This is a genomic window from Rhizobium sp. BK289 (assembly GCF_014193575.1).
GTDB classification, from domain to species: Bacteria; Pseudomonadota; Alphaproteobacteria; order Rhizobiales; family Rhizobiaceae; genus Rhizobium; species Rhizobium tropici_C.
In genome coordinates, this window is sequence record NZ_JACHZO010000014.1 from 48044 (window position 1) to 64155 (window position 16112).

Annotated in this window: 14 protein-coding genes; 11 read left to right on the forward strand and 3 right to left on the reverse strand. The window is 60.6% G+C overall.

From position 1 onward, the window contains the following. Position 1: 1 nt before the first annotated feature. The gene (locus tag FHT84_RS23755) at positions 2-3478 is read right to left on the reverse strand and encodes a molybdopterin cofactor-binding domain-containing protein (RefSeq protein ID WP_183764613.1); all 3477 of its coding nucleotides are present in this window, start codon (positions 3476-3478) and stop codon (positions 2-4) included. Beyond that, positions 3471-4127, reverse strand: a complete 657-nt coding sequence (locus FHT84_RS23760; protein WP_112342123.1) for a (2Fe-2S)-binding protein — start codon at positions 4125-4127, stop codon at positions 3471-3473. Before FHT84_RS23760 ends, FHT84_RS23755 begins: the two co-directional genes overlap by 8 nt. Before the next feature lie 255 nt (positions 4128-4382). Between FHT84_RS23760 and FHT84_RS23765 the strand changes: the two genes are divergently transcribed. The 7 genes from FHT84_RS23765 to FHT84_RS23795 all read left to right on the forward strand — a co-directional run bounded on the left by FHT84_RS23765 (position 4383) and on the right by FHT84_RS23795 (position 10982). Further along, positions 4383-5519 carry an FAD-dependent monooxygenase gene (locus tag FHT84_RS23765; RefSeq protein WP_281411501.1) on the forward strand — a complete coding sequence of 379 codons (1137 nt, stop codon included), beginning with the start codon at positions 4383-4385 and terminating at the stop codon, positions 5517-5519. Further along, positions 5516-6316, forward strand: coding sequence for an alpha/beta hydrolase (locus FHT84_RS23770; protein ID WP_183764608.1), 801 nt, complete (start codon positions 5516-5518; stop codon positions 6314-6316). Before FHT84_RS23765 ends, FHT84_RS23770 begins: the two co-directional genes overlap by 4 nt. A gap of 62 nt (positions 6317-6378) precedes the next feature. Next, the gene (locus FHT84_RS23775) at positions 6379-7131 is read left to right on the forward strand and encodes an Asp/Glu racemase (protein ID WP_112342077.1); all 753 of its coding nucleotides are present in this window, start codon (positions 6379-6381) and stop codon (positions 7129-7131) included. A gap of 11 nt (positions 7132-7142) precedes the next feature. Beyond that, positions 7143-7775, forward strand: a complete 633-nt coding sequence (locus FHT84_RS23780; RefSeq protein ID WP_183764605.1) for an N-carbamoylsarcosine amidohydrolase — start codon at positions 7143-7145, stop codon at positions 7773-7775. A 53-nt stretch (positions 7776-7828) separates the two neighbouring features. Continuing rightward, positions 7829-8860 carry a leucyl aminopeptidase gene (locus FHT84_RS23785; RefSeq protein WP_145646436.1) on the forward strand — a complete coding sequence of 344 codons (1032 nt, stop codon included), beginning with the start codon at positions 7829-7831 and terminating at the stop codon, positions 8858-8860. 163 nt (positions 8861-9023) lie between these two features. After that, entirely contained in the window at positions 9024-10337 is a 1314-nt protein-coding gene (locus FHT84_RS23790) for an MFS transporter (RefSeq protein WP_183764599.1), read from the forward strand. 153 nt (positions 10338-10490) lie between these two features. After that, entirely contained in the window at positions 10491-10982 is a 492-nt protein-coding gene (locus FHT84_RS23795; RefSeq protein WP_183764596.1) for a MarR family transcriptional regulator, read from the forward strand. Between the two features lie 102 nt (positions 10983-11084). Here FHT84_RS23795 and FHT84_RS23800 read toward each other — a convergent pair whose 3' ends face one another. Further along, positions 11085-12128, reverse strand: a complete 1044-nt coding sequence (locus FHT84_RS23800; RefSeq protein WP_348647376.1) for an extracellular solute-binding protein — start codon at positions 12126-12128, stop codon at positions 11085-11087. Positions 12129-12753: 625 nt separating this feature from the next. Between FHT84_RS23800 and FHT84_RS23805 the strand changes: the two genes are divergently transcribed. The 4 genes from FHT84_RS23805 to FHT84_RS23820 are packed head-to-tail and all read left to right on the forward strand — an operon-like array spanning position 12754 to position 16111. Further along, positions 12754-13665, forward strand: coding sequence for an ABC transporter permease (locus FHT84_RS23805; protein WP_112342072.1), 912 nt, complete (start codon positions 12754-12756; stop codon positions 13663-13665). An 8-nt stretch (positions 13666-13673) separates the two neighbouring features. Then, positions 13674-14453 carry an ABC transporter permease gene (locus FHT84_RS23810; RefSeq protein WP_112342071.1) on the forward strand — a complete coding sequence of 260 codons (780 nt, stop codon included), beginning with the start codon at positions 13674-13676 and terminating at the stop codon, positions 14451-14453. Next, positions 14440-15483 (forward strand): ABC transporter ATP-binding protein, encoded by a 1044-nt coding sequence (locus FHT84_RS23815; protein ID WP_183764590.1) that lies wholly within the window; start codon positions 14440-14442, stop codon positions 15481-15483. The genes FHT84_RS23810 and FHT84_RS23815 overlap by 14 nt, the downstream gene beginning before the upstream one ends. Position 15484: 1 nt before the next feature. Next, the gene (locus tag FHT84_RS23820) at positions 15485-16111 is read left to right on the forward strand and encodes a cysteine hydrolase (RefSeq protein WP_183764587.1); all 627 of its coding nucleotides are present in this window, start codon (positions 15485-15487) and stop codon (positions 16109-16111) included. The last annotated feature ends 1 nt before the right edge of the window (position 16112 follow it).

Below are 16112 nucleotides of genomic sequence, written 5' to 3' on the forward strand. Positions count from 1 at the left end.
CTCAATGTCCGGAAGCGCGTGCTCTGGCAAGGCTGCCGGTGATATCGGTCCATGCGGGCTCGTCGGGCGCGAAGCGGGCACGTAGGTAGGTGACGAGATCTTCCATGGAGCTGTCGCTCAGCGTCTCCTTGAAGGCAGGCATCGACATCGTTTCCGGCGAATTCCGAGCCTTCATCTCCGCTGGCGCTTCCGCGCCGCCGAGGATGGCCTGGATGATGTTATCGGGAGTCCCTGCGTATAGATTGGAGTTCAGCGCAAGCGAGGTCAGCGCGGTGCTGCTGCTGTGACAGGTGGCACAGGCGCCTTCGAAGATTCGCTGGCCGCGGGGAGATGCGGCAAAGGCCGTCTGTTCGGCAGCGGTGGCTTTGGCGATTGCTTCGGCGGCAGCAGCTGCCGGATCGGCCGGAGTTTCCCGCTTGTTCAGGCTGGCGAGATAGGTTGCCATCGCCCGGATATCCTCATCAGGCAGCGGCTCCAGCGCCTTGACGACATCGCCCATCGGCCCGAGGGCGCTGCCATGGTGGGCGGCATTGCCCTTGCGGAGGTAGTCGTAGAGCGAGGCCTCGGTCCATTGCACCGGCGACTTACCGGAACCATCGAGCGCCGGTGCATGCCAGCCGTCGGCATAACCGCCCGCAAGGTGGAACCTGCCCGACATTTCGGCGCCAAGCGCGTTGCGTGGCGAGTGGCAGGCCGAACAGTGGCCCAGTGTTTCTACGAGATAGGCTCCTCTGTTCCAGACAGCATCCTTGTCCGGCTGAAACTGCGTCCCGCTGCGCTGATGGAAGAGCGCATTCCAGCCCGCCATCAATGGGCGGATGTTGAAGGGGAAGGAGAGTTTTGTCTCCGGTGCCTTCGTCTCCACCGGCGGCTGGCTCATGAGATAGGCATAGAGGGCCTGCAGGTCCGCGTCCTCGGCGCCTGCGAAGGATGTGTAGGGATGCGCCGGATAGAGGCGGTGGCCGTCGCGGCTCACCCCGTTGCGCATTACTCTTTCGAAGGCTGGATAGGACCAGGCGCCGATGCCCGCAGTGACATCGGGGCTGATATTGCTGGCATAGATCGTACCGAACGGCGTTTCCAGCGCCCGACCGCCGCCAAAGGCGCGACCGTCGTTCGAGACGTGGCAGACATTGCAGGCCCCGATCGCCGCGGCAAGCCTCCCGCGCTCGATGGTCGAGGCGGAGAAGACGCCAGCATCCGGACGACTGATCTCTGCGATGCTGGGCTGCCACGGCGACAGCAACTGGAGAAGCCCGCCGGCAACGGCAGCAATGCCTGCCGTGCCGAGCGAGAATTGCCACCATTTGCGGGCCTGCTTGGGAGGATCGGCCTGCTTGGGGGTGACATTGCCCAGTCCTGCGAGGACAGCTTCCGGTGTCAGCGGCAATTCGCGGAAGCGGACGCCCGTGGCGTCATAGACGGCATTGGCAATTGCCGCCGCACTCGGGACCGATGCCGACTCGCCGACGCCGAGCGGTGGATCGTGCGGCCGGTCGAGCATCAGCACATCGATGTCGGGCACCTCGGGGAAGGTGATGATCGGGTAGCCGCCCCATTCCTTGGAGAGCACGGCCGTATCGGAGAACTCGACCCTTTCCTTGAGGACGCGGCTTGTCGACTGGATGACATTGCCATGGATCTGGTGGCGCACGCCATCCGGATTGATCATCAGGCCGGCATCCTGCCCGCAGGTGACCTTGGTAACGGCGATCTCGCCGGTCTTCCTGTTGACCGCCACATCGGCGACCCAGGCGGCCCATGCGGCAGCCGTACCCGGGAATTTCCCGTGGACATAGACGGCATAGGCGAAGCCGCGGCCATAAAGGAGATCGCCTTCGCCCCCTAAGGTGCCCCAGGTCGTGTGCGGTTGCCATTTCGCCCGTTCGGCGACGGCGCGAACGAGTTCGCTGGCGCGCTGATCCGGCAGGTAGCGAAGACGGTATTCGATCGGATCGACCTCAGCGGCGGCGGCCAGTTCGTCGATATAACATTCATGCGCGAAGGTGTTCGGCATCGCCGAGACACCGCGGAACCATGAGGCACGCGCAATCGGCGGCATGTCGTGAACCGTTACGCGGAGGTTGCCATAGGCATAGGGCGGGATTGCGGTTCGATCGCCCATCTGCACGACATCTGCCACCGGAGCGACCTTGCCGGTCAGGATCAGGGCAAGTGTCGGTGAGAGATTGGACGGGTAGCGCGTCTCGAAATCATAGGCTGCCGGTCCGCCTTCGGTATCGAGGCCGCCGCGAACGTCCATGACCTGTGCTGCTCCCTTCGGCTCCCAGGAATGTTCCTGGTCGCGGGTCAGCTGTACGCGAACGGGTGCGCCGACTGCGCGCGAGAGAAGAGCGGCATCCGCCGTCACGTCGTCGGCGCAGTTTCTGCCGTAGCAACCTGCGGCCTCGAGACGCTCGACGATGATCTGTTCTTCCGGGATTTCCATCAGCATCGCGAGATCGCGCCGCATCGGGTAGGGGTTCTGCGTTCCCGACCAGACTGTCAGGTGATCGTCCTCGAAATGCGCGACGGCGCATGACGGGCCGATCGAGCCATGCATCTGGTAGGGCCAGACATAGGTGCGATTCATCGCGGAAGGCATGCCTTCCAGCGCCAGATCGACATTGCCGCGGTCGATCAGCTGGCGGGGCGTGGAGGGGTTGGCGCGCAGCGCGATCTCCGGCCGGTTGAGGTCCGGTCGTCGTTCGGGCACCAGCCATTCGACCTTCAGCGCGTTCATCGCGGCAATCGCGTTTTCTTCCCGGGTCGCAACGACGCCGACGAAATCGCCAACGACGACAACGGCAACGAGACCGTCGATATGGGCGACTGAGGTTTCGTCCACAGAGACGAGGCTCGAACCGACTTGGACGCCATGGTCATAGCCGGCATAGGGCGGCCGGATGACGCGGCCATGTAGCATGCCGGCGACACGGACGTCGTGCACGAAAGTCCAGGCGCCGACCGCTTTCAGCGGGATATCGACGCGGGAACGCGATTTGCCGACCAGCCGGTACTCGGCGATGCTCTTCAGAGCGGCATCGGGATCATGTGTCAGATGCTCGTCGAGGCCGTCGACGAGTTCGGCATAGCTGATCGAGGCGTTCCGTTCGCCGTGACAGGAGATGACGCCGTCCTCGATCGTCAGGTTCTCATCCTCTAGACCGAGAACGGTGCGCGCCCGCGCCAGCAGGAAGCGCCGGGCTGTCGCCGCTGCCTGACGCAGTGGAATGGCGGTGACCTGGATGGTTTCGCTGGCAATCGTAGCGCCCTGATCCAGTCCGCCGACGGTGCTGCCGAGCACCATCTCGACACGCTCGAATGCCACATCCAGTTCTTCGGCAACAATTTGCGCAAGCGAGGTGCGGATCCCGGTGCCGAGGTCGACATGGCCATTGAAGGCAACGACATGGCCATCGTCCTGGACGACCAGAAACAAGGGGCCGGTCTGCGTCTTGAAATGAACGCTAAGCATTCGGCTCTCCTTGATCTGCTTTCCTGTCTGCTGGCTGTTCGCTCTGGCTATCCGGCGAATGTGCGGCTTTCGAGAGCATCAGGGCGCGCTTGGCGGCGGCAAGGATTTCACGGTGCGTGCCGCAGCGGCAGAGGTTGTGTTCAAGCGCATGCTTGATCTCGTCGTCGTTGGCATGTGGCTCGCGCAGTGCGAGCGCGGCAACCGTGATGATCATTCCGTTCAGGCAATAGCCGCATTGGGCAGCATTCTCGTCGATAAAAGCCTGCTGCACCGGATGCGGTGCGTCGCCGTTCCCCAGACCTTCGAGCGTCACGACGCTGCGGCTCTGGACGGCGGCGACCGGCACGACGCAGGAACGGACGGCGCGACCGTCGATCAGCACGGCGCAGGCGCCGCATTCGCCAAGCCCGCAACCGAATTTCGGGCCGTTCAGGGCAAGGTCGTTGCGCAAAACATACAGTAATGGGGTCTTCGGATCACAACAGACAATTTGTTGCGTGTTGTTCACTCGGATCGATATCGACGATGCGCTCACGTGAGGATCACTCCCGCGGCATGCCAATCGGTACACCGGTCGGGGAGGGCGATGGTGGCAAAAACGACTGCCAGATCTGGCATCCCAGTCTCCATAGCGAGCTTTCGCCCGCATGATATTCGCAGCCTTTGCATCGGGATCAACCGATATCGCAAAGGAGCGCGTTCCCTTTTTATTTAATAGCGTATACACTGATTTAAGATGGGTCGGCTGTCAACGGGTCGTCCGCCTTAGTTTCTACGTGTTACGCTGCGCACGTTGATAGCGAAGAACATCGGGTCGCCGAAATCTCGCTTGCAATAAATAGTGTATACGCTTAATCTGCCTGAAACTGATGGCGATGCGATATCAGCCAGAAAAAGGGGACTGCTGCTTATGGGAAAACAGAAGATTGCCATTATCGGTGCCGGCCTTGGCGGCGCTGTCGCAGGGTCCCTGCTCCAGCATTCAGGCTTTGATGTCGATGTCTACGAACAGGCGCCAACCTTCTCGCGTCTCGGTGCTGGGATTCATATGGGCCCGAACGTGCTCAAGATCTTCGAGCGCATCGGCGTTGCCGAAAAGGTCGTGTCGATCAGCAGCGCGCCGAAATTCTGGCTGAGCCGCGACGGCATCTCCGGCGAGTATCTCTCCCGCATCCCGCTGGAAGGTTATGGCCACACCTATTGCACCGTCCACCGCGGTGACCTGCAGGCGCTGCAGTGCGACACGCTGAAGGAAGGCACGCTTCACTTCGGCAAGAGGCTGGCGACGATCGAAGACACCGGCAGCGACGTCTATATGACGTTCGAGGATGGGACTTCGGCGCGCGCCGATATCGTCATCGGTGCGGATGGCATCAATTCGAAGGTTCGCGAGACGTTGCTCGGCTTCGAAAGGCCCAATTATAGCGGATGGGTCGGACATCGCGCGCTGATCAATGCCGAGCGCCTCAAGAAGTACGATCTTGAATTCGAGGACTGTGTGAAGTGGTGGGGGCCGGACCGTCACATGATGGTCTATTTCACTACCGGCCGGAAGGACGAGTATTACTACGTGACCGGCGTTCCCCACGAGGCTTGGGAATTTGAAACGGCATTCGTCGACAGCAGCCGCGAGGAAATGCATGCGGCGTTCCCCGGCTATCACCCCGTCATCGAGGCGCTGATCGACAGCACTGAGACAGTGACCAAGTGGCCGCTTTTCAACCGCAATCCGTTGCCGATCTGGAGCCAGGGCCGGCTTGTTATGCTCGGCGATGCGTGCCATCCGATGAAGCCGCACATGGCGCAGGGTGCGGCGATGGCGATCGAAGATGCCGCGATGCTCACCCGTTGCCTGTTGGAAACAGGGATCTCGGATTACGCGACTGCCTTCAAGCTCTATGAAGTCAACCGGCGCGACCGGGCGACGCGGGTGCAGTCGGTCTCCAACGCCAACACGTTTCTGCTGACGCAGGAGGATCCATCCTGGGTCTATGGTTATGACGTCTACGCCGAACCGCTGCGTACGGAGAATGCAGCATGAGCAGCCGGTTCCTCTATGGCGCGAACGTCTTCGCCAATGGCGTCCGCCAGCACTATCTGCGCTACGGCGGCAAAGGGCCGATGGTCGTGCTGGTTCCCGGCATCACGTCGCCGGCGATCACCTGGGGCTTCGTTGCCGAAATCCTGGCGCTGCGCCACGACGTTTACGTCCTCGACGTTCGCGGCCGTGGTCTCTCCTCGACCGGTCCCGATCTTGATTATGGCCTCGACGCAATGGCTGATGATGTGATCGCTTTCGCCAGCGAGCTTCGACTGACCCAGCCCGCCATCCTCGGTCATTCGATGGGCGCGCGCATCGCGATGCGGGCTTCCAACCGCGCGCCAGGTGCCTTCAGCCGTCTCGCGTTGATCGATCCGCCGGTTTCCGGTCCCGGGCGCCGCCCGTATCCGAGCAAGCTGCCCTGGTATACGGATTCGATCGCAATAGCCGAGAAGGGCATGGATGCCGAGGCGATGAAGGCGTTTTGCCCGACTTGGACGGAAGAGCAGCTGCAGCTGCGCGCCGAATGGCTCCACACGTGCTATGCGCCCGGGATCATCAAGGCGTTCAACGATTTCCACGATATCGACATCCTGCCCGATTTCGCCAGCCTGGCAGTTCCGGCGATGCTGATGATCGCTGGCCGCGGCGGCGTGATCCAGGCTGCCGACGAAGAAGAGATCAAGGGGCTTAATCCCTCGCTACAGATCACCCGTGTCGAGAATGCCGGCCACATGATTCCCTGGGATGACTTTGAAGGCTTCTTCGCCGCGCTCGGCGACTTCCTGATTCAGTGACATTTCCATGACGCGGGCAGCCGCGTCATCGCTCTCTTGAACGCATTGCAAAAGGACAAGCCGTGCAAAAGGTCTATCGTATTGGTCAAATCGTGCCGAGCTCCAACACGACGATGGAGACGGAAATTCCTGCGATGCTGCTCGCAAGGCAGTCGATCCGTCCGGAGCGTTTCACCTTCCACTCCAGCCGCATGCGGATGAAGACGGTCAAGAAGGACGAGCTGGCGGCGATGGACGCAGAATCCGATCGCTGCGCCATCGAGCTGTCCGATGCGCAGGTCGATGTTCTTGGTTACGCCTGCCTGGTCGCGATCATGGCGATGGGGCACGGATATCACCGCGAATCCGAGACGCGTCTTCGGGGACGCACGGTCGAGAACGGCGCCAACACGCCTGTGGTTACCAGCGCCGGTGCTCTCGTCGAAGCGCTGAAAGTGATGAAGGCGAAGCGGATCGCCGTGGTAGCGCCCTACATGAAGCCGCTTACCGAACTGGTCGTCGACTACATCCGAAACGAAGGTTTCGAAGTCGGCGACTGGCGCGCACTCGAAATTCCGGACAATCTGGCCGTTGGCCGCCACGATCCGCAGAACCTGCCTGAAATCGTTGCCGGTCTTGATCTGACCGATGTCGACGTGATCGTGCTTTCGGCCTGCGTGCAGATGCCGTCGCTGGCGGCTATCGCCAAGGTCGAGGCGATGACGGGCAAGCCTGTCGTCACGGCTGCCGTTGCCACCACCTACTTCATGCTAAAGTCGCTAGGTCTTGAACCCGTCGTGCCCGGTGCGGGCGCGCTTCTGTCTGGCGCATACTAGGGAGCTCTGCGATGGAGACGGCCGAAGCGAATTACCAAGGGGTGTGGGGTAACAGGATCGGCTTCGGCCGTTCTCCCGCGCTGCTCGTCATCGACTTTCTGAAAGCCTACACGATCGAGAGCGCACCTCTCTATGCGCCCGGCGTCGTCGATGCTGTGGCACAGACGCCGGAACTCATCGAAGCCGCCCGCAAGGCCGGCATCCCGGTCATCCACACCCGCATCCTCTATCTTGCGGACAATTGCGCCGATGGCGGCATGTGGGTGAAGAAGTCCCCGGTCATGAAGGCCATGGTTGAAGGCAATGTGCTTGCGGAGTTCTGCGACGAGGTTGAGCCCGCCAAGAACGAGCTGGTGATCGTCAAGCAATATGCCAGCGCCTTCTTTGGAACCAGCCTGGCCTCGCATCTCCATGCGCTGGGGATCGACACCGTCATCATGGCGGGCTGCTCGACCAGCGGATGCATTCGCGCCAGTGCAGTGGATGCGGTTCAGCACGGTTTCCGAGCCATCGTCGTTCGCGACTGCGTCGGCGACCGTCATCCCGATCCTCACAATGCGAACCTTTTCGATATCGACAGCAAATATGGCGATGTCGTCGTGAAGGCGGAGGCGATTGCCGAAATCGCCAAGGCCAAAGTCTGACTTCCGTAACGATACGGCGCATAGCAGTCCTCAAGCACTATAAGGGAACAAGCATGGATCAGTTTAGCTTCACGGAAATCTGCCTGCATCAGTTGAAGATGTCAGGCGTTCACGAGGGCGAAAAGCTTATCGTCCTGACCCAGGGTAACGAGCGCCTCGATTATGCCGATGCCTTCATGGCGGCGGGCATGCGTCTCGGCGCAAAGATGTACCACATGCGTTTGCCGCCGGTCCCGCCGGCGGGTGCCTGGGCCGTCGGCCAGACCGGACTGGCGGCGATGCCGGATGCGGTGGAAGCGCTCAAGGCCGCAGACATGGTCATCGATTGCATCTTCCTGCTCTTCAGCCCGGAACAGATGGCGATCCAGGCATCCGGCACGCGCATCCTGACGGCGGTCGAGCCGCCGGAAGTTCTCGCCCGTATGCTGCCGACGAAGGAGCTGCGCGAGCGTGTCGAATTCGCCGGCGAGCTTCTGTCCAAGGCCAAGGTGATGCGCATCACCTCCGAGCATGGCACCGACGTCACCTACAAGCTCAACACCTATCCCGCGATCACCGAGTATGCCTGCACCGATGAACCGGGCCGCTGGGACCACTGGCCGTCGGGCTTCGTCTTCACCGGCGGTGACGATGACGGCGTCGATGGTACGATCGTCGTTGCTCCCGGCGATATCCTGCTGCCGCAGAACATGTATGTCCGCGATCCAATCATCTACACGATCGAAAATGGCTGGATCACCGACATTCGCGGCGGTCTCGATGCTGAACTTGTCAAGTCCTACATGGCCGGTTTCAACGACCCGCGCGGCATGGGCATGAGCCATGTCGGCTGGGGCCTCAACCAGAACGCCAAGTGGCATCGCATGGCGCCGGGCGAATTCCCTGGCGGCATGGGCATGGAAGCGCGCTCCTTCTATGGCAACGTGATGTTCTCTACTGGGCCTAATAACGAGCTCGGCGGCCCGAACGACACCGCCTGCCATCTGGATATTCCCATGCGCAATTGCTCGCTCTTCCTCGACGACGAACCAATGGTTCTCAACGGCGACATCGCGGTCAAGGAAATGCAGGCCAAATTCGGCTGATCGAAGTCGCCGTTTTCGGCAATCCAAATCGTTCTTTGCATTCCGGTCGCATATATCGCAACCGGAATGACTGAGCGCGTGCGCCTCGATCCGCGGCCTCAAGGTGGCGAAGATCACCGTTCTCGATGCAAATCCAATAAAAATCAACGAATGAGGGGTTAAAATGCAAACTTCAATCACAGTGGAAGAAGGCATCCGCGCGGCTGGCGTCGGGCGTTTTCAGAAGCGACTTTTCACTATTTTCGGCCTCGTCTGGGCGGCCGACGCCATGCAGGTGTTGGCCATCGGCTTCACCGCACCATCCATCGCAGGAAGCTTCGGCATCACCGTTCCACAGGCATTGCAGACCGGAACTCTCTTCTTTCTGGGCATGCTCGTTGGGGCCTTTGTCTTCGGGCGTCTTGCGGACCGGATCGGCCGCCGGCCCGTGCTGTTCATCGCAATCATTCTCGATGCGATTTGCGGCGTGGCATCCGCCTTCGCGCCGGATTTGCAATGGCTGCTCGTCGCGCGCTTCCTGACAGGCCTCGGAGTCGGCGGAACTCTCCCGGTGGATTACGCCATGATGGCTGAATTCCTTCCCTCCGACCGCCGCGGCCGTTGGCTGGTGCTGCTCGAAGGTTTCTGGGCCGTTGGCACAGTGGCTTTGGCGCTTCTTGCGCTTGTTGCCGGTTCGCAGGGTGGCGAAGCCTGGCGTACGATCTTCTTCGTGACCGGCCTGCCGGCACTGATCGGTGTCATCCTTCGCTTCTATGTGCCGGAATCTCCGCTCTATCTCAATCAGCAGGGGCGTTCGGAAGAGGCTCGCAAGGTGCTCAAGCGCGTCGCGATCTCAAATGGAAACACGGTAGAGATCCCGCCCCTGAAGCCGCAGAAGTCACAGCACAAGTCGATTGCTGCCCTTCTGTCACCTGAGCTTCGCCGCCGAACCGTTTTCCTCATGCTGGCATGGATGCTGATCTCGGTGTCCTACTACGGTGTCTTCGTATATCTGCCCGTTCGACTGGCCGCCGGAGGCATGGGCTTCATGCGCGGACAGCTGTTTCTGGTCGTTCTCGCAATCGCCCAGCTTCCGGGTTATGCGCTGGCGGCCTACGGCGTCGAGAAATGGGGGCGCAAGCCGACCCTCGTCGGCTTCCTGATCCTGAGCGCCGTCGGCACTCTCGGATACGCGCTTGGCCAATCGGTCGAGATCGTCGTGACCGCGACGCTCTTGCTCAGCTTTGCGCTGCTGGGTACTTGGGGGGCTATCTACGCCTTCACGCCGGAAATTTATCCGACCACGCTGCGTGCCAGCGGCATGGGCCTTTCAGGATCGGTCGCGCGTTTCGGCGGGCTTTTGGCGCCATCCATCGTGGCTCCGATCATGACCTCGAACTTCGGCCTCGCACTCGGCGTCATCTCGGCTCTGCTGTTGCTTGCCGCTGTCTGCGTGGCGTTCATCAATGCAGAATCCAGGAACATGGTTCTAGAATAGGAAAACAACCAACTGCGGCGGGCATCATGCCCGCCGCAATGCATTGCGCGGCAAGAATCGCCTGTCTGCCTCCATTATATTACAATCCATGCGGCTTGCGGTTGGCTGCATTTTGAAGGATTAGAAGCATCAATAGAAGCGAGCGCCAAGAGCATGGCAGACAATAACGACATCACGAAAACAGACACACAGGCTGGCTATCAGGTAACCGAGCAGGTGGGACATCTGCTGCGCAAGGCCTATCAGCGCCACTTGGCAATTTTCCAGGACAACGCCGTTGACCCTTCGCTGACCTCAGTCCAGTTTGTGACGCTCTGCGCGCTCCGCGACAACGGCCCGATTTCGCAGGGCGAACTCGTCAAGGCGACCGCCGTCGATCAGGCGACGATCCGTGGCATCATCGATCGCCTCAAATCGAAGAACATGATCGAGATCTCGCGGGATGCCCATGATGGGCGGAAGGTGATCGTTTCTCTCACGCCGGCGGGCGAGGCGATCCTCGAGCAAATGTATCCGCGCGCCCGTTCCATTACCGAGAAGACCATGGGGCCACTCAATCCGGCCGAGCAGGTTGCTTTGCTCTATCTGTTGCGAAAGATTGCCGATGTCGATCCGGAGACGGGGGAGGCTGCAGATCTCGGCTGAGCTGCCCGCGCTTGACGCGCATTGTGCTGGGCTTTGCCCGCTATTCCACGTCGCAATCAAACGAGCTACCCGGCGCCTGACGGTACCGGGTAGCTTCTTGCATTAGCTGGCGTAGAACGCCTTCACTTCCTGCCACAGATTGTTGAAGCTTTCGCGGCGGTCGTCCGGGAGGGCGGATTGGATCGCCATGGTCTTCAGGTATTCGGGCTTGTGGATCTGGCGGTTCAAGTCGTCGGTCGGCAGCTTTTCCATGGCGGCGCCATTGGCCGAGGCGGGAGCGCCGATCTTGGTTGCCCATTCGACATAGAAGTCCGGGTCGATCATGTAGTTGATGAAGGTTGCCGCGGCTTGTGGATCCGGAGCTGAAGCCGGGATGGAGAGGCTGTCAAGCCAGCCGATGCCGCCTTCCTTCGGAACAACGAAATCGACGGGGAGGTGGCTGTTGCGCTTCGAGCGGACCGTCGCACCGGACCAGTAGACAGACAGGTCGAATTCCTTCGCAGCGAAGGACTTGTTCCACTGGTCTTCGCTCGACCAGAGAAGCTTGACGTTCTGCTTGAAGGCCTTGAGCTTTTCGCCGACGGCGGCGAGATCGGTCGGGTTGTTGATGTCCTGGCCGGAGAGCAGCGCGCCGATGGCGACGGCCGTCACGGCGTCATCGAACAGAGCCACCTTACCCTTATGCTCGGGCGCGCCGAGTGCGGCATAGCTGTCCGGTTTCGGCGAGCCCTCGGCGATCGCGAGTGAGGTGATGCCCCAGACCCAGGCGACGCCGTTGGTCTTGCCGTCGAGCTGCAGGTTGGCATGGTTCTTCAGTTCCGGAGAAAGGCCGGCAGAATTCGGGATCTTCGAAAAATCGAGCGGCGTCAGCAGGCCTTCGCCTGCGGCCTGCTGCGAGCGGGCGCTGTTGATCAGCACCACGTCGTATGCGCCCGGATTGGTGCGCAGCTTCGTCAGCATTTCCGGCTCGGAGCTGAAGTAGTCGTGAACGACTTCAATCCCGGTCTTTTCCTTGAAGGCCTTCAGCGCCCAGGCTTCGTCCGTGCCGTAGCCCTGCCAGTTGAGAACGGTGATCTTGCCGGCGGCGTGCGCCGCGCGCGGCGAAAGTGACAGTCCGGTTGTGGCGGCAACCGCTGCAGTGCCCATTAGGCCGAGGGTTTGTCTGCGGGTGAAGTTCATTTCTGTTACCCCTTGTCGATAGTTTTTTGGATTTTTTGTCTGCGGCTGCGCAAGCGACTGCGGCGATGCCTCCCCGCATCCTTCGAACATCCGCAACGAACTATAACTCACGATATTTCCGCCGCAGCGGTCCTAGGGGCCTCTGCGAAAACGTTCGTGTACAAATAACGTGTTCCTAGTTTTGTTTCTTGTCAAGCGCCGCTTTCTGGCGCCTTCCGCGCTTTTTGCGTCGATATACCGACATCCTCGCATATTCAGCGTATTCAGCGACGAGAGGCTAGCCGCCTGCGCCGTGCTAACTTTGGCTATTTGGCAAGGAAAACAGTGTGTAAGCGCCACGCGAAAAAGTGCGCTTGACAACAAGCGGGACTGCTGAAATCATTTGTACACAAAACAAGAAAGAATAACTCGAGGGTGAGCATATGAAGCAAGCTGGGACAATAATGCGAGCAGCCGCTTAGCGGGTAATGCGTGCCTGTATTGGCGCGAAAGGCCTGTGCTGCGGCATGACGCGGCCGGCAAATGACCTTCAATTTGGATTTGACCGCTGCAGCGACGTAAAGGCCGCTGCGGATCGCGGAGGGACGGCTGGATGGCCACACTTAACGCTCAAGAACCCTCAGCGGCTGCGCTGAACACAACACAATCGCGACGGCTTCCGTCGTGGGTGACGACAGGTGCGCTGCTTTTGCCGACCTATGGCTGGCTGACGCTGGCGGTATTCATTCCGCTGCTGGCGATGTTCACTTTCTCCTTCATGACGGCGACGCCGCTCGGCAACAAGCCGATCATCTTTACGCTGAAGCAGTATCGCGCCTTCATCGATCAGCCCTATCTGGTCGGCGTCGGGATCAGCTCGCTACTGATCGGGTTCTGGACGACGTTCTTTTGCGCCGTGCTCGGCTTCTTTGCTGCTCTCGCACTTGCCCGCGCAACGATCGGCAGGACGAAGGAGGTGCTGCTGATCCTCATCCTTCTGCCGTTCTGGACGAACGGTCTGGTGCGCGTCTTCTCCTGGACCATGGTGCTGCGCGAAGGCGGGTTCCTCGACTACATATTGCACATGATCGCGCCGGAGGCCGGTTCGATCGGCTTCCTCTACACGCGCCCGGCGATCGTGGTCGGTCTGGTGCACGGCTATCTGCCCTATATGATCCTGACCTGTTACATTGCGCTTTCGACCATCGATGACGCGATCATCGAGGCAGCCTTCAGTCTCGGCGCCCGCTGGTGGGTCGTGCTCTACAAGATCCTTCTTCCGATGGCTGCGCCCGGCCTGATCTCCGGTGCCGTCCTCACTTTCGTTCCCGTCATCGGTTCGTTCATGGAGCCCCGCATTCTCGGCGGCCGCGTTGGGGTGACGATGGGAACGGTCATTGAGGACCAGTTCACGCAGGCATTCAACTGGCCGCTCGGAGCCTCACTTTCCTTCACGCTTCTGGCCGTGGTTCTGGCGATCTTCGCCACGTTCTCTGGCGTGTTGAAGCGTGGATCGGTCGCATAGGTGCTGGAATGAAAACACTCGGACGTTTCTATCTCTTTGCGATCCTGGCGTTTCTCTACACGCCGATCATCGTGATGATGGCGATGGGCTTCAATGAATCGCCGCTTTACCAACTGCCCTTCAGCTTCTCGACCCGCTGGTACGTGGCCCTGATGGGCAATACCGGCCTGCTGACCTCGGGCATGAACAGCATCATTATAGCCGTGATCACCGCGGTGGTCGCAACCACGCTCGGAACCGTGGCCTCGGTGGCCCTATCGCGCCGCACCTTTCGCGGACGCAGCCTGCTGCAACTGCTGCTCCTGCCGCCGATCGCCATTCCGTGGCTGATCACCGGCACGGCAATGCTCATCTTCTTCTACTGGAGTGGCATTGGCCGCGGCATGCATGCGCTGATTATCGGCCATGTGGCGCTCGCCATCCCCTATGTGGTGATAGTAGTCGGGACGGGCTTCAAGACCATCCGCGCAGATTTGGAAGAGGCCGCGATGAGCCTTGGATCGACTCCGATCCATGCTTTCTATTCGGTGACGCTGCCGCTGCTCTTCCCGAGCATTCTGGGCGCTGCGCTCTTCGCCTTCGCCGTCTCGCTCGATCAGTTCGTGATTTCGTACTTCCTGGCGACGCCGGGTTACACGACGCTGCCAGTGCAGATCTATTCGGCGATCCGCAAGGGCTTCACCCCGGAGATCAACGCGATCTCAACCATCCTGCTGCTCGGCTCCATGGCCGCAATCCTCATCTTTGCACGCTTCGCAAAACCCGGAGAAAATCGTGACCCACGTTAATGTAAAGTCGGTTGCCAAGAGCTATGGTGCGACGCCTGTCCTGTCCGATATTTCGACGGAATTCGCCGAAGGCTCCTTCACCAGTCTGCTCGGCCCCTCGGGCTCCGGCAAGACGACGCTGCTGCGCATTATCGCCGGCTTCATCACCGCCGATCAGGGCAGTGTGGTGATCGGCGATCGGGATGTCACCAATGTTCCGGTCTGGCACCGCAATATCGGCATGATGTTCCAGTCCTACGCGCTCTTCCCGCATATGACGATCGCGCATAACGTCTCCTTCGGTCTGGAGCGCCGCGGCATCCGTGGCGAGGTCGCCCGCAAGGAAGTCGAGCGTGCGCTTGAAATGGTGCGTCTGCCGGGCTTCGGCGACCGCTATCCGAAGCAACTGTCCGGCGGGCAGCAGCAGCGCGTCGCTCTTGCTCGCGCCATCGTTATCAAGCCGAGCGTGCTTCTGCTGGACGAGCCGCTCTCCGCGCTCGACCGCAGGCTGCGCCAGGAAATGCAGGTCGAGCTCTTGCGCATCCAGCGCGAAAGCGGGCTGACGACGATCTTCGTTACGCATGATCAGGAGGAGGCGCTGACGCTCTCGGACAAGGTGGCGATCCTGGACAAAGGCAAGATCGTTCAGATCGGCGAACCCGCGACCGTCTACGAGCGGCCGCGCACACGGTTTGCGGCTGAGTTCCTTGGTGACTCGAACTTCCTCCCCGGCATCGTCGAAAATGGCGGCGTCCGCCTCGAAGACGGCGGCATGGTCGAGGTCGCCGGCACACTGCCCTCCGCCGGAAAGAAAGTGACGCTCGCGGTGCGTCCCGAAAAGATGTCGCCGTCGGGCGATGGCAAGAACCAGATCTCGGCGCAGATCAAGACGGTGATCTATGCCGGTCCGGTCCTCTCCTATCATTTGGTGACCAATCAGGGCCGAGAACTGAAGCTGTTCTCGCAGAATCGTGACGGCAATCTTCTGCGCGAGGGCGAGAACGTCACGCTGTCTTGGGCACCCGAACACACCGTCGCGCTGGTCGAATAGGATGGAGATCGAGACGATCCTGGATGGCTTCTGTCATGTGGTCATCGACATGCAGCGGCTCTTCGCCGAAACAACCGTGTGGCACGCGCCTGCGATGCAGGACATTCTTGGGAATGTCGTCGCACTCTGCCGGCGCATGCCGTCCGAGACGCTTTATGCCCGCTTCATCGTGCCGGCTTCGGCGGACGAGGCGCCGGGATGCTGGAAGCCTTATTACGAGCGCTGGTCTGTTCTGACGGGCGATCATCACGATCCGGCCCTGCATGAGTTGATGGAACCGCTGAAGGAGATTGCTCCGGCAACACAAGTCTTCGACAAGCCCGGCTATTCGATCTTCTCGAACGAGACGATTCATGCGCGGCTGCAGAGTAAGGGTGTTCGCACCCTGATCTTCTCTGGGGCAGAAACCGATGTCTGCGTCTATTCCAGCGTTCTGCATGCCATAGATCTCAATTATCGCGTCGTGATCGTTACCGATGCTGTGGGAAGCAGCGACAATGCCGCGCATCGTGCCGTGATCGAGCAGCTCGCTCCGCGCATGCCCGAGCAGATATTGTTGTTGTCGACCGAGGCGATCTTGAGTGCCCTGGATAGCGCCGCGGCGAGCGGCGCTCTTACCAAAGGATAAT

Excerpts from the sequence above, each read along its gene's own strand:
- FHT84_RS23755 (WP_183764613.1), bottom strand. The coding sequence starts at position 3,478 with ATGCTTAGCGTTCATTTCAAGACGCAGACCGGCCCCTTGTTTCTGGTC.
- FHT84_RS23760 (WP_112342123.1), bottom strand. The coding sequence starts at position 4,127 with ATGCGGGCGAAAGCTCGCTATGGAGACTGGGATGCCAGATCTGGCAGT.
- FHT84_RS23770 (WP_183764608.1), top strand. The coding sequence starts at position 5,516 with ATGAGCAGCCGGTTCCTCTATGGCGCGAACGTCTTCGCCAATGGCGTC.
- FHT84_RS23780 (WP_183764605.1), top strand. The coding sequence starts at position 7,143 with ATGGAGACGGCCGAAGCGAATTACCAAGGGGTGTGGGGTAACAGGATC.
- FHT84_RS23785 (WP_145646436.1), top strand. The coding sequence starts at position 7,829 with ATGGATCAGTTTAGCTTCACGGAAATCTGCCTGCATCAGTTGAAGATG.
- FHT84_RS23790 (WP_183764599.1), top strand. The coding sequence starts at position 9,024 with ATGCAAACTTCAATCACAGTGGAAGAAGGCATCCGCGCGGCTGGCGTC.
- FHT84_RS23795 (WP_183764596.1), top strand. The coding sequence starts at position 10,491 with ATGGCAGACAATAACGACATCACGAAAACAGACACACAGGCTGGCTAT.
- FHT84_RS23800 (WP_348647376.1), bottom strand. The coding sequence starts at position 12,128 with ATGGGCACTGCAGCGGTTGCCGCCACAACCGGACTGTCACTTTCGCCG.
- FHT84_RS23805 (WP_112342072.1), top strand. The coding sequence starts at position 12,754 with ATGGCCACACTTAACGCTCAAGAACCCTCAGCGGCTGCGCTGAACACA.
- FHT84_RS23810 (WP_112342071.1), top strand. The coding sequence starts at position 13,674 with ATGAAAACACTCGGACGTTTCTATCTCTTTGCGATCCTGGCGTTTCTC.
- FHT84_RS23820 (WP_183764587.1), top strand. The coding sequence starts at position 15,485 with ATGGAGATCGAGACGATCCTGGATGGCTTCTGTCATGTGGTCATCGAC.